Annotated in this window: 10 protein-coding genes and 1 pseudogene; 5 read left to right on the top strand and 6 right to left on the bottom strand. The window is 71.6% G+C overall.

Annotation, left to right across the window (positions count from 1 at the left end; genetic code table 11):
• The first annotated feature begins 70 nt into the window (after positions 1-70).
• Positions 71-1,819: a DUF5691 domain-containing protein gene (locus TU30_RS05625; RefSeq protein WP_078878128.1), complete on the top strand. Its 1,749-nt coding sequence runs from the start codon at positions 71-73 to the stop codon at positions 1,817-1,819.
• A 154-nt stretch (positions 1,820-1,973) separates the two neighbouring features.
• Here the strand turns inward: TU30_RS05625 and TU30_RS05620 are convergent, their stop codons facing one another.
• Entirely contained in the window at positions 1,974-2,390 is a 417-nt protein-coding gene (locus TU30_RS05620; RefSeq protein ID WP_042165276.1) for a cobalamin B12-binding domain-containing protein, read from the bottom strand.
• 457 nt (positions 2,391-2,847) lie between these two features.
• On the opposite strand from TU30_RS05620, the gene TU30_RS05615 reads away from it, so the two are divergent.
• Together TU30_RS05615 and TU30_RS05610 are read left to right on the top strand one after the other, a co-directional pair.
• Complete coding sequence (locus TU30_RS05615; protein ID WP_042165273.1) at positions 2,848-3,702, top strand: triacylglycerol lipase; 855 nt, start codon at positions 2,848-2,850, stop codon at positions 3,700-3,702.
• A gap of 225 nt (positions 3,703-3,927) precedes the next feature.
• On the top strand, positions 3,928-5,679 hold the full coding sequence (locus tag TU30_RS05610) for a M23 family metallopeptidase (RefSeq protein ID WP_078878127.1): 1,752 nt from the start codon (positions 3,928-3,930) through the stop codon (positions 5,677-5,679).
• 127 nt (positions 5,680-5,806) lie between these two features.
• Here the strand turns inward: TU30_RS05610 and pcrA are convergent, their stop codons facing one another.
• Complete coding sequence (pcrA, locus tag TU30_RS05605) at positions 5,807-8,290, bottom strand: DNA helicase PcrA (protein WP_042165267.1); 2,484 nt, start codon at positions 8,288-8,290, stop codon at positions 5,807-5,809.
• Positions 8,291-8,781: 491 nt separating this feature from the next.
• On the opposite strand from pcrA, the gene TU30_RS05600 reads away from it, so the two are divergent.
• The gene (locus TU30_RS05600; protein ID WP_042165264.1) at positions 8,782-10,032 is read left to right on the top strand and encodes a C40 family peptidase; all 1,251 of its coding nucleotides are present in this window, start codon (positions 8,782-8,784) and stop codon (positions 10,030-10,032) included.
• 74 nt (positions 10,033-10,106) lie between these two features.
• Here TU30_RS05600 and TU30_RS05595 read toward each other — a convergent pair whose 3' ends face one another.
• The gene (locus tag TU30_RS05595; RefSeq protein ID WP_042165262.1) at positions 10,107-10,460 is read right to left on the bottom strand and encodes a hypothetical protein; all 354 of its coding nucleotides are present in this window, start codon (positions 10,458-10,460) and stop codon (positions 10,107-10,109) included.
• A gap of 220 nt (positions 10,461-10,680) precedes the next feature.
• Positions 10,681-10,809: pseudogene (locus tag TU30_RS36930) on the bottom strand (DUF397 domain-containing protein); the annotation flags it as partial.
• A gap of 104 nt (positions 10,810-10,913) precedes the next feature.
• Here TU30_RS36930 and TU30_RS05590 point away from each other — a divergent pair.
• Positions 10,914-11,300 carry an ATP-binding protein gene (locus TU30_RS05590; protein WP_042165261.1) on the top strand — a complete coding sequence of 129 codons (387 nt, stop codon included), beginning with the start codon at positions 10,914-10,916 and terminating at the stop codon, positions 11,298-11,300.
• A 12-nt stretch (positions 11,301-11,312) separates the two neighbouring features.
• On the opposite strand, the gene TU30_RS05585 is transcribed toward TU30_RS05590, so the two are convergent.
• Both TU30_RS05585 and TU30_RS05580 read right to left on the bottom strand, forming a co-directional pair.
• Entirely contained in the window at positions 11,313-12,044 is a 732-nt protein-coding gene (locus TU30_RS05585) for a response regulator transcription factor (protein WP_042165260.1), read from the bottom strand.
• Positions 12,041-13,333: an ATP-binding protein gene (locus TU30_RS05580; RefSeq protein WP_042165626.1), complete on the bottom strand. Its 1,293-nt coding sequence runs from the start codon at positions 13,331-13,333 to the stop codon at positions 12,041-12,043. Before TU30_RS05580 ends, TU30_RS05585 begins: the two co-directional genes overlap by 4 nt.
• Positions 13,334-13,452: the final 119 nt, after the last annotated feature.

Genomic DNA, 13,452 nt, shown 5'->3' with positions numbered 1-13,452 from the left:
TACGCGCGGTACGCACCGTACGCGCGAGCCTCTCCGGGCCGCTCCCGGACGTCCGACGGAAAGGAACGTGATGAGCAGGACCTCCACCGCCGCGCCCCCGCCCCTTCCGCATGCCCCCGCCCCTTCCTCACCGGTTCCGCCCGTCGCGGACCCGTCCGGCGGATCGGGCCCGCCGACCCCGTCCCTCCCTGACGACTGGGAGAACCCTGACGACTGGGAGGACCTCGTCACCACCGCCCTGCTGGGGACCGCCCGGCGCACCCCGACGGGTTCCGTGTCCGGTGCAAACGCCCCGGCGGCCCTGCTGGACGCGGCGGCCGTGGCGACCGTACGGCGTCGGGCCGGGCTGCGCCCCGCCAGGGCGGCCGGGCGCCCCCCGCCGGCGCCCGAGGACCTGCGTCCCGGGCTGCCGCCCGCCGCCGCCCGACGGCTGACGATGCTGCTCACCGACCGCTCCGGCGCCTCCGGCAGTGGCCGCCGGGGGGCGGCACCGGATCTGATGGAGCTGCTGCCCCAGTGGCTCGCGGCGGCGAACGCCCACGGTTTCGCGGCTCCCCCGCCGGCGCTGCCCGCGCTGCTGGACGCCGCGCGGGGACGTACGGATCTGCGGCCGGCGGCCCTGCGGTTCGCGGGTCCGCGAGGCCTGTGGCTGGCCCGCCTCAACCCGGACTGGCGGTTCGCCCTGCGCTCGGCGCCGGATGGGGGCACGTCGCTGCCGGGGCCCGGGGACACGGAGGGCGTCCTGCGGCTCTGGCAGGAGGGTCTCTTCGCGGAGCGGGTCGCGCTGCTCTCCTCCCTGCGCTCCCGCGAGCCCGCCGCCGCACGCGAACTGCTCGCGACGACCTGGGCGACGGAGCGGGCCGAGGACCGGCTGATGTTCCTCGACTCGCTGCGCACCCGCCTCGGCCCGGACGACGAACCGTTCCTGGAGCAGTCGCTCGCCGACCGCAGCCGCACTGTACGGGCGACGGCCGCCGAGTTGCTGTCGGCGCTGCCCGGCTCGGCCCTCGCCCGGCGCATGGCGGTCCGGGCCGGAGCGTGCGTGGCCGTCGACCACACACGGGATGCGCCCCTGCTCACCGTCGAGGCGCCGCACGAGTGCGACGCGGGCATGGAGCGGGACGGCGTGGTGGCCAAGGCTCCCGCGGGACGGGGCGAACGGTCTTGGTGGCTCGGACAGTTGGTGGAGGCGACGCCCCTGGGCACATGGTCGCGCCGGCTCGGCGGGCGTACGCCGTCGCAGATCGTGGCCCTCCCGGTCGGGGACGACTGGCGGAGCGAGCTGCACGCGGCCTGGTGCCGCGCGGCGGTGCGCCAGCGGGACGCCGAGTGGGCGCGGGCTCTGCTCGGTGAGCCCTCCGCCGCGGAGACGGGCGGCCCGGGGGCGGTGTCCCTGGCCGAGCGCTCCAAGCTGCTCGGCACGCTCGATGCCGCCGAGCGGGCCGGGTGGGTGGCGGGGTTCATCGGGACGCACGGGTTGCCGGACGCGTTCCAGTTGCTCGGTGTGTGCGCGGTGCCGTGGTCGCCACAGCTCGGTCGGGCCGTGGTGGACGCACTCGACATCGCACGGGACGCGGGGAGTTACCCATGGAGTTTCAGCGGCGTCATGGGGCTGGCCGAGCGCTGCCTCGATCCCCTGGAGGCGAGCCACCTCGATGCGCTCCTGGCCGGACCGGGCGAACCGGAGGACGTCTCACCGGGTGCCGGTGACTACTGGTCCGAGGCGTTCCAGCGGCTGGTCACGACGCTGCGCCTGCGCGGCGCGATGCTGGCGGAACTGGACCCGGCCGCCCAGCTCCCGCCACACGCCCGGTCCTGACACACACCCGCACCCGCCACGGCCGACCGGCCCGCCGGTCGGCCGCACGCCGAAACCCCTCCGGCACGCACGACCGCACGATCCTGCCGCCCCGGTGCGACACCGCACCGCACGGGCGGGGCGAGCGGCCCGCCGGTCGGGCCCGGGGCAGGTGTCACGCCTCCGCGGGTTGCCGTACGGTCGCGCGGACCCAGTCCACGATCGACGCGGTGGTCGCCCCCGGGGTGAAGATCGCGGCGACACCCTTCTCCTTCAGCGGCGCGATGTCCGCCTCGGGGATGATCCCGCCGCCGAAGACCAGGATGTCCGCCGCGTCCCGCTCCTTGAGCAGGTCGATCACCGCCGCGAAGAGCGTGTTGTGCGCACCGGAGAGGATGGACAGGCCGATCGCGTCGGCGTCCTCCTGGATCGCGGTGTCGACGACTTGCTCGGGGGTCTGGTGAAGCCCGGTGTAGATGACCTCCATACCGGCGTCGCGCAGGGCCCGCGCGATCACCTTGGCCCCGCGATCGTGGCCGTCGAGCCCCGGCTTGGCCACCACCACGCGGATCGGACCGGCTGCCACACCCATCACTGCCTCCATGAAGCGACTACATCCATCCGTACCGATAGATACCGCACACATCAGTCGTCCCCGTACCCGTCACGGGTGCCGCACACTCCGCCGCCCACTGCACCGGCTGCACCACCGCGGTACGGACACCCCGCCCGGACCGGCCGGGGAAGTGAACGAACGTTATCGCCAGCATCCCGCAACCGGCGGTTTCGCGGTGGGGACCGAGGGGGAAATCACACAGAGGGACACGTTCGCCGCGCACCGTTCCGGGCTTCGGGAACTCGACATCCTGCCCATGCATCACACGGGCATCAGTGGGAACATGCGCATAAGGGATTCACGACGAGGCCGCCGTACACCACGGCCGCACCAAGCGCCTGCCGCGCGTGGCGCCGACCGCGTTCGTCGCGACTCCCCATGAGGGCACACGGGGGACAGGGCTGTCCTTCCGCGTGCCGACAGGAGGTCGGCCATGAAGGTCACGGAGGCAGCGCTTCCCTTTCTGCCGCTCTGCCGGCGCATGGTGCCGAACAGGCCGGTGATCCCCTCCACCGCCCTGCTGAAAGCCACCGCCCTGGAACTCGCGATCCTCGCGGGCCACGCCCTCCTCTATCCCGCCGGCATGGTGCAGGAGCGCCGGGAGGCGTCCCTTGAGCCCTCCGCACCGGACGGCACCGCGAAGCTGCCGACAAAGGCCCGGCCCCCGGTCGTAATGCTGCACGGATTCATCGACAACCGCTCGGTCTTCCTCCTGCTGCGCCGCAGCCTCGTCCAGCACGGCAGGCAGCGGATCGAGTCGCTCAACTACTCTCCGCTCACGTGCGACATCCGTGTCGCGGCCGAACTGCTGGGCCGGCACATAGAGGAAGTGTGCGAGCGCACCGGCAGCAGCCGCGTCGATGTCGTGGGGCACAGCCTCGGGGGCCTGATCGGGCGGTACTACGTGCAGCGTCTGGGCGGTGACAGCCGGGTACGGACCCTGGTCACGCTCGGCACCCCGCATTCCGGCACCCGCGTCGCCCCCCTGGCCAACGCGCACCCGATCGTGCGCCAGATGCGCCCCGGTTCACCGGTGCTCGAGGAACTCACCGGCCCCGCACCCGGCTGCCGCACGCGCTTCGTCGCCTTCTGGAGCGACCTCGACCACATCATGGACCCGCTGGAAGCGGCCCGCATCGAGCACCGGGACCTCCTCGCACAGAACGTGCGGGTGAGCGGCGTCGGCCACCTCGCCCTGCCCGTGCACCCTGCCGTGGCCGGCGGCATACGGCAGGCACTGGACACGGCACACCCGGGAGAACCGTCCACGGCCGCACGGACAGCCTGACGGCGGCCCGGTTCCCGCCCCTCGGCCCAACGCCCTCGGCCCCGGCTTCCGCCCCGCCCGACACGCCCGGATCATCCACCCCTCGGCAACTGCGGCGACATCGTTCACCCACCCGAACAACAACTGCCCCGCCCGGCCGACTTGGCGACGCGAACCCGACGAATTTCGAACAAATCTCGAACACAAGGCCAAGACCGCGTCTGTCCGTCGCCAAAACACAACCGAATGCCCGTTTCCTGCGCGCGTGAAACCTACGGAAGATTGTCGCGCCCGCGTACCGCCGGGTACAGTCGCCGCACTGCTCTGGCAGCCCCTGTTGTCGAGGCGAAAGAGAAGTTGGTGAACGACCGTCACCCGTCGGGGACCATGGCCCCGGCCCCGGCTTCCGACACCTCGTCGGCGCACTACGCGTCGTACGGCACTCCGGAAGCCCAGTACGGCGACTTCACCACGTACGACGGCTACGGCGCCACCGGTTTCGACCCCACGGGCTCGGGAACCGGCGGCCACGCCACCGCGGCCTTCGCCGCCGACCCCCTCTTCGGCGACCTTCCGGGCAACGGCCACGACCAGGGGGCATATGCCACCGGGACCTGGTCCGCCGTCGGCCACGACACCGCGCCCCACGACGCCTACGCGGCTCAGCAGCAGGCCGGCTACGACACCGGCGGCTACGACACGACCGCGTGGACCACCGGGCAGCAGCAGGCACCGGAGGTGCCGCAGCAGGCCACGGCGCACGACGCGAGCGGCCAGTGGGACTCCGGCGCATGGCTCCGGCCCGACCAGGCCGCCCAGGGCACCGCCGATCCGACCCAGCAGTGGCACTGGGGCACCCAGACCTTCGACACCGGCGCCTACGACGCCACACAGTGGAACTCCGACGGCAGCGCGGCCGCACCGGTCCCGGACGCCTACGCGGACCCCTACGAACACCAGGCCGTGCCCTTCGACCAGCAGGCCACCGCCACGTTCGAGCAGCACCCCGACCCGCAGGCCCCCGACCCCTCCGCCTTCGGCTCCCGGACCTCCGCCCAGGAGTCGCACGAAGAGGAGTCCTACGGGCAGGACTCGCACGAGCAGGGCGTGTCCGGGAACGCCCACGACGACCCGTACGGGTCCACGCAGGACTCGTCGGGCGACACCGGTGAGCTGCCCGCGGTGGCCCCCCTGCTCGACGACCAGGAGGAGTCGGTCCCGGTCCCCGCACCGCGCTCGGCGTCGCGTGCCGGGTCGCGCTCCCGCCGCCGTACGCCCGCGAAGCGTTCCGCGCTGCTGACGGTGGCCGTGCCCTCGGCGTGCGTGATGGGTGTCGCCGGTATCGCGGCGGCCTCGGTCGGCGATCTGGCGGAAGAAGGCGGCGGCCAGGAGACCAGGACCACCGCCGCGGACGCGCAGCCGGTGCAGCCCGCCGTGGCCAACAACCAGCTCGACACCCAGCTCGAGAGCCTTTCCGCCGGGGCGGACGACTTCGCCGACCGGGCGAGCCGTACCCAGGAACGCATCGACCTGAAGGCACAGCAGGAGGCCGACCGCAAGGCGGCGGCGGAGGAGGCGGCCCGCCAGGAGCGGCTGCGTCCGAAGTTCGCGCTCCCCGTCGCGCAGCACGGCCTCAGCGCCTACTACGGCCAGTCCGGCATCAACTGGATGTCCCTGCACACCGGCATCGACTTCCCCGTCTCATACGGCGCGACGGTGATGGCCGCGACCGACGGCACAGTCCGCACCCAGTACAACAGCGCCTACGGCAACATGATGATCGTGACGGCGATGGACGGTACGGAGACGTGGTACTGCCACCTCTCCAGCTACCAGGTCCCCTCCGGCACCACGGTGAAGGCCGGCGACCCGATCGCTTTCTCCGGCAACTCGGGCAACTCGACCGGCCCGCACCTCCACTTCGAGGTGCGCCCCGCCGGCGGCTCGGCGATCGACCCGCTGGCCTGGTTCCGCAGCCACGGCCTCGAACCGTCGTAGAACCGCCCCGCCGTCGGGGACACCGGCTGTGACGAAACGGGCCGGGCCCCGTGAAGTCGATCGCCCCTCGCCCGCGAGCCTTCACCGCTTCGTGGCGGCGAAGGCTCCGGATGTGCCGGACTCCCGGTTACAGCTTCTCGACCGGCGCGTACCGCAGCAGCAGCCGCTTCGGCTTGGTGTCCCCGAAGTCGATCGTCGCCTCGGCGTTGCCGCCCGTGCCCTTCACCGCGACGACGGTGCCGAGCCCGAACTGGTCGTGCGTGACCCGGTCCCCGACCACCAGCGACACCGCCGGCTTCTCGGCGGCCCGTCGCGTGGCGAAGCCGGACGCGCCCGACGCCGACGAGCGGGACCGGGACGACGACAGCGAGGCCGCCACCCCCGACACCGGCCCGGAGGACACGGGCGCGGTCGCACCCGTCCTCTTCCACTCCAGGTGGGTGGCCGGGATCTCCTCCAGGAACCGGGAAGGCGGGTTGTACGACGGCTGCCCCCAGGCGCTGCGCAGCGTGGACCGGGTGAGATACAGCCGCTCACGCGCACGGGTGATGCCGACGTACGCCAGGCGCCGCTCCTCCTCCAGCTCCTTGGTCTCGCCGAGGGCACGCATGTGCGGGAAGACGCCGTCCTCCATGCCGGTCAGGAAGACGACCGGGAACTCCAGACCCTTGGCGGTGTGCAGGGTCATCAGGGTGATGACGCCGGAGCCGTCCTCGTCCTCGTCGGGGATCTGGTCGGAGTCGGCGACCAGTGCGACCTGCTCCAGGAAGTCGGCCAGCGTGCTTTGTTCTTCTTCGCCGCGCTCCTGCTCGAACTCCAGCGCGACGGCGGCGAGTTCCTGAAGGTTCTCGATCCGGGTCTCGTCCTGCGGGTCGGTGGAGGCCTGCAACTCGGCGAGGTAACCCGTCCGTTCGAGGACCGCCTCCAGGACGGTCGCCGGGCCCGCTCCGGATTCGACGATCGTCCGGAGGTCCTCCATCAGGGTATTGAACCGCTTCACCGCGTTCGTGGAGCGCGCGGCCATGCCGTACGCCTCGTCGACGCGCTTCAGCGCCTGGGGGAAACTGATCTTCTCCCGCTGGGAGAGTGCGTCGATCATCGCCTCCGCGCGGTCGCCGATGCCCCGCTTGGGGACGTTGAGGATGCGGCGCAACGGCACCGAGTCCTCGGGGTTGGCGAGCACCCGCAGGTAGGCCAGGACGTCCCGGACCTCCTTGCGCTCGTAGAAGCGGACACCCCCGACGACCTTGTAGGGCAGACCGACCCGGATGAAGACCTCTTCGAAAACACGGGACTGGGCGTTGGTCCGGTAGAAGACGGCGACGTCACCGGCCTTGGCCTCGCCCGCGTCCGTGAGGCGGTCTATCTCGTCGGAGACGAACTGGGCCTCGTCGTGCTCGGTGTCGGCGACGTATCCGGTGATCTGCGCACCGCTGCCCGCGTTGGTCCACAGGTTCTTGGGGCGGCGGGACTCGTTGCGCTCGATGACGGCGTTGGCGGCGCCCAGGATCGTCTGCGTGGAGCGGTAGTTCTGCTCCAGCAGAATCGTCGTCGCGCTCGGGTAGTCCTCCTCGAACTGGAGGATGTTGCGGATCGTCGCGCCGCGGAAGGCGTAGATCGACTGGTCGGCGTCGCCCACCACGCACAGCTCGGCGGGCGGCAGGTCGTCCGCGCCCGCCGGTACGCCGACGGGGTGCCCGGAGGTGCCGACCAGCTCGCGCACGAGGGCGTACTGGGCGTGGTTGGTGTCCTGGTACTCGTCCACGAGGACGTGCCGGAAACGGCGGCGGTAGTGCTCGGCGACGTCCGGGAAGGCGCGGAGCAGGTTGACCGTGGTCATGATCAGGTCGTCGAAGTCGAGGGCGTTGGCCTCGCGCAGCCGCGACTGGTAGAGCGCGTAGGCCTGGGCCAGGGTCTTCTCGAAGCCGTCGCCCGCCTGCGCGGCGAAGTCCTCCTCGTCGACCAGCTCGTTCTTCAGGTTGCTGATCCTGGCGGTGAAGGACTTGGGCGGGAAGCGCTTCGGGTCGAGGTCCAGGTCACGGCAGACCAGGGCCATCAGCCGCTTGGAGTCGGCGGCGTCGTAGATGGAGAACGACGACGTGAAGCCGAGCCTCTTGCTCTCGCGGCGCAGGATGCGCACACAGGCGCTGTGGAACGTCATCACCCACATCGCGTTCGCGCGCGGGCCGACGAGCTGCTCGACGCGCTCCTTCATCTCGCCGGCGGCCTTGTTGGTGAAGGTGATCGCGAGGATCTGGCCCGGGTGCACGCTCCGCGCGGCCAGCAGGTGCGCGATGCGGTGGGTGAGCACCCGGGTCTTGCCGGAGCCGGCGCCGGCCACGATGAGCAGCGGGGAGCCGGAGTGCGCGACGGCAGCACGCTGGTTGTCGTTCAGCCCTTCCAGGAGGGCCGCGGGGTCGAGCACCGGGCGCGGGGCGCCGTCGCGGTAATGGGTGTCCCGGTCCGGCGGCACGTCGAACTTCCCGCCGAACAGATCGTCCGGAACCTCCTCCGGTACGTGATCGTCCTCGGGTGGCGGCGGGGGCTCCTCCACGGGGCCGCGCCGGCCCTGGAGGTCCGCCAGGAAGCTGTCGTCAAAGAGGCTGCTCATCGCTCTCCGAGTCTAGGCCGCCCCACCGACAACCCGTGGCCACCCCGGGAACATCCCCGCATTCCGGCCCGTTCCCCGGCGGCCGACGCCGGCGCGCGACCGGCGACCGGACGCGCGCCCACCCTTCAGGAGCACTCCCTCACCCTGTGCGACGTGACGAAGAAGGTCACGAAAACGTATCGGGCATATCACCCATCAACCTTCACACGAGCCACATGAGTTGGCTACGGTTCGGGCGGGCCGCGCGATCCCCACCGGTGAACCTCGCCGGGCGAGCGGCCTCCGCCGAGTCCGTCACTGCCGCCGCGGCAGTCGGAGCCGGGGGCCCACCGGGACCCCGGGGTGAACCGGCCGCTCCCTCCCCGGAGCAGTCGTGGGGCAGTCCTTCCGGTCCACCCCGCCCGCACCCCTCCCGAACCTCCCCGGGGCCGACACGGCCCGGGAGCCCCTGCCGCTCCCCCGCGGCGGAACGTTGGAAGGAGTCGCCTCCCTTGGCGTCGCACCGCAAGTCGCGCACCCCGGGTACGCGCGTGGCCGGCATACGGACCCCCGCTCTCGCCACGGCGGCCCTCACCTCCGTCGCCCTCCTCCCCCAGACGGCCGACGCCGCCCCCTCGGACGACGACCGGCCGAGCCTGGAGGAGGTCGAGAAGAAGGTCGGCGACCTCTACCGCCAGGCGGAGTCGGCGACCGAGAAGTACAACGGGGCCAAGGAGAGGACCGCGAAGCAGCGCAAGCGCGTCGACACGCTCCTCGACGACGTGGCCAAGCGCACCCAGACGCTCAACGAGGTGCGGGAGGAACTGGGTTCCTTCGCCGCCGCCCAGTACCGGACCGGTGCCGGCATCCCCGACACGGCGACCTTCCTGCTCGCGGACTCCCCGCAGGACTTCTTCGACCAGGACCAGCTGCTGGACCGGATGACCGGCCGCCAGAAGGAAGCGGTCGACGACTACGTCACCCAGCAGTCCGAGACGATGGAGAAGCGCAGGGAGGCCACCGAGAGCCTCGAGACGCTCACCGAGTCCCAGGACGCCCTGAAGACCGCCAAGGCCACCGTCCAGAAGAAGCTCAGCACCGCGCGTGAGCTGATGTCGAAGCTGACCGCCGAGGAGAAGGCGCGGCTCGCGGCGATCGAGGAGAAGAAGCAGGAAGAGGCCGCCCGCAAGGCCGCCGAGCTCGCCCGGCAGCAGGCGGAGCAGCAGAAGGCCGCCGAGCTCGCCCGGCAGCAGGCGGAGCAGCAGAAGGCCGAGGAGGAGGCGCGGCAGCAGGAGGCGGCGAGCGGCACCTCGGGCGCGTCGGGCACCTCCGGCACGTCGGGCACCTCCGGCACGTCCGGCTCCACGACGACCACGCCGCCCGCCTCGACGGACTCCTCGTACGCGGCCAAGGCCGAGAAGGCCCTCGCCTTCGCCCGCGCGCAGATCGGCAAGCCCTACGTCTGGGGCGCCACCGGCCCCGGCTCCTACGACTGCTCGGGCCTGACCCAGGGCGCGTGGAGGGCCGCGGGCGTCTCCCTGCCCCGTACCACCTACGACCAGGTCGAGGCCGGGACCACGGTCCCGGTGTCCCAGGCCCAGCCCGGCGACCTCGTCTTCTTCTACGACGACATCACCCACGTGGGCATCTACATCGGCAACGGCATGATGATCCACGCCCCGAAGCCCGGCACCTACGTCCGCGAGGAGTCCGTCTTCTACGACGGCGAGTCGTCGATCCACAGCGTGGTCCGCCCGGCCTGACCGAGGTCGCGTTCCGGCGCCGTACGCGCGGTGGCCGGCATCGTCACCGCGTGGTAACCCTGTGCGGGGACCCGTCAGGTCCAGACCACGGCGATGAAGACGTTCGCCGTGGTCAACAGCCCGACCAGGCCGAACAGGCCCTTGTCCACCTTCTCGTCGTCCCGCTTCACGTAGACCAGGCCGAGGATCACGATCAGCAGGGCCAGCTTGACGCCGATCTTGATGTTGTCGACGGAATAGTCCTGCGCCTGGTTGAGCCCGACCAGGACCACACCGGTGACCAGCATCGTCACCGCACCGTGCAGCATCGCGGGGACGAAGCGGGCGGTGCCCTGGCCCATCGCCTTCATCTGGGTGAGGAACCCGCCGAGCAGCGACGCGATGCCGATGATGTGCAGTCCGACGAAGAAGTGGATGAGTACGTCCATGAGGCCGGAGCCTAACGAGACTCCCGCTCTCCGCCCGACACCGCCCCGGCCCTCCGGCCTCGAGGCTCGCCCCTTCGCCCCTTCGCCCCTGGAAGCTCAAGCTCCGGTACGGGCGTACGCGACGAACGCGGTCCAGACACCTCCGGCGGCGGCGAACCGGGGGGGGAGTCCGGGCGCCGAGCTTCGAGTCCCGGACGTGGACGGTGCGGGGGCAGAAGGCGACGTCGACGCAGTTGCTTCCCTCGCTGTCACTGTGGCTGGACTTCCGCCGGCCGAGGACTGCTTCTGGACAGGCACCGCCCTGATCGTCGCCGCAACTGGACTCGGACCATGCCAACTCGTAGATCACGGATCCGTGGAGCACGCCGATCCGTCGGGTCAGCGCTTCCTGCCGTCGAAGCCGGACCACCCCCGAGGGACATCGAGCGGCGTCTGCCGCGTCACACGAGAAGCGTGGGCAGAGCACGCGCGCTGCTCCGCGGACAGGTGACGTCCTGGGAGCTGCCACAAGACGTGACGGACACGGCGGAACTCCTCCCGAGCGAGCTGATGACCAACGCCTACCGCCGCGCGAAGGTCCCGGCCGGCCGTGAGATCCGGTCCCGCTGCGAGCTCACGGACACCCGTCTCCGCATCACGGTGGCAGACGCCAACGACACGCTGCCGACGCCGACTGCCGCTTGCCCGGACGACGAGTCGGGCCGAGGACTCTCATGGGTGGCGACTCCGGCGGAGGACTGGGGCACCCGGAGAAGGGAGTGCGGTATCGGCAAGGAGGTGTGGTTCGGCGTGGCACTCGCGTGGGGCAGCATTGAACCGCGCGGCTTGCGCCTGCAGTAGGTCGTCCACCAGTCACACCAGGCGCCGTGCCGTAGCCCAGCGGGTCAGCTCGTGGCGGTTGGACAGCTGGAGCTTGCGCAGCACCGCCGAGACGTGGGACTCGACCGTCTTCACGGAGATGAAGAGCTGCTTGGCGATCTCCTTGTACGCGTAGCCCCGGGCGATCAGCCGCAGTACCTCGCGCTCGCGCTGGGTGAGGCGGTCGAGGTCCTCGTCGACCGGCGGGGCGTCGGTCGAGGCGAAGGCGTCGAGAACGAAGCCGGCCAGGCGGGGCGAGAAGACGGCGTCGCCCTCCTGGACCCGGAAGATCGAGTCGACCAGGTCGGCCCCGGTGATCGTCTTCGTGACGTATCCGCGGGCGCCGCCCCGGATCACGCCGATCACGTCCTCCGCCGCGTCCGAGACGGACAGCGCCAGGAAGCGGACCGGCTGCTCGGTGTCGCCCATCAACGGGGCACAGCGGCGGAGCACCTCCACGCCGCCGCCACCGGGCAGGTGCACGTCGAGGAGCACGACTTCGGGCCGGGTCGCGGTGATGACCGTGACCGCCTGGTCGACGTCCGCGGCCTCGCCGACCACTTCGACGCCGGTCTGCTCGGTCTGTCCGATCTCGGCCTGGACGCCCGTGCGGAACATGCGGTGGTCGTCGACGAGGACGACGCGCACGTGGCGTCCGGTGCCGTCGGCCGGTCCCGCCGCACCGTTCGTCCCGCTTGTCCCGGTCGGCCCGGTCGGCTCGCTCATGACGTCTTCTCCGCCCTTTCCATCTCCAGCTCGACCTCCGTGCCGCCGTCCGGCACCGCGCGCAGTCGCGCCGTGCCGCCGTTGCGCTCCATGCGGCCGATGATCGATTCTCTGACACCCATGCGGTCGGCGGGTATCGAGTCGAGGTCGAAGCCGGGGCCGCGGTCCCGGACGGACACGAAGACCGTCCTTCCCTCGACTTCGGCGTAGACCTGTACGGCACCCCCCTCGCCACCGTACTTGGCCGCGTTCACCATAGCCTCGCGCGCGGCCTGCATCTGCGGGCCGGTCTTCTCGTCGAGCGGGCAGTCGCCGACGACGACGACCTCGATGGGGACGCCGTGCTTGTCCTCCACCTCCGCGGCATTGCGCCGTACGGCGTCGGCCAGGGTGGTGGGCTCGTCGGCCTCGTCCTTGCCGGTGCCCTCGGGTTTGTAGAGCCAGGTGCGCAGGTCGCGCTCCTGGGCGCGGGCGAGCCGGCGCACCTCGCCCGGACTGTCGGCGTTGCGCTGGATCAGGGTGAGGGTGTGCAGCACCGAGTCGTGGACGTGGGCGGCCACCTCGGCGCGCTCCTGTGCGCGGATGCGCATCAGCCGTTCCTCGGAGAGGTCCTGGCTCATGCGCACGAGGTAGGGGCCGGCGAGGAGGGTGATCCCGACGAGGACCGCGAGGGCCGCCTGGAGCACCGAGGCGAGGTGGGCGCCTGAGCCCCGGAGCACGAAGATGCCCGACACCCCGGCCGTCACCAGCAGGACGCCGGCCCCGGCCCGCAGCAGGGTGACCGTGCGGCGGCGGCTGCCGACCTCGACCCAGCGGGCGCGGCGCGCGTTGTCCGCCTGCCGCCACACGAGGGCGACGCCCGCGCCGACCAGCACGGTCGGCCACAGGTAGGCCCTGGCCCCGTTGGACGTGTTCACGTTGCCGACGAAGACCATGGTCACGACGACCATGAGGAGCAGGGCGACGATCTGGCCCTTGTCCGGTCTGCGGGTGACGAGTCTGCGCCGGCCGTCCGGCGCTCTCTCCGTCGTGACCGGGGCGGGCGGCTTCTGGGCGTCCACCCCGCCGACCCCGAGCGGTACGAAGAACCAGAAGGCGGCATACAGCAGGGCGCCGAGACCGTCGGCCATGAACAGGCCGACGAAGACGAGCCGTACCCAGACCACGGGCAGCCCGAGGTGTCCGGCGAGCCCCCGCGCCACACCACCGAGCCAGCGTCCGTCACTGCTGCGGTAGAGCTTGCGCGGCGGCCGCGGCTCGGCGAGGGGCGCTGCTGCGGCTTCCGACATGTCAATGATGGTCACACGGCCCCTGGTTCCGGGGCATCAGGGTCGGTCCCGGAGACTCCCCTGATCTCCGGGACCGACGATTTCTGGGGATCAGGCCTCCCGGACGCTTCCCCGGCCGC

Source organism: Streptomyces sp. NBRC 110035, from assembly GCF_000829695.1.
Taxonomy (GTDB): domain Bacteria; phylum Actinomycetota; class Actinomycetes; order Streptomycetales; family Streptomycetaceae; genus Streptomyces.
The sequence above is the reverse complement of the archived record's forward strand: the minus strand, read 5'-3'. Positions and strand labels throughout refer to the sequence as shown.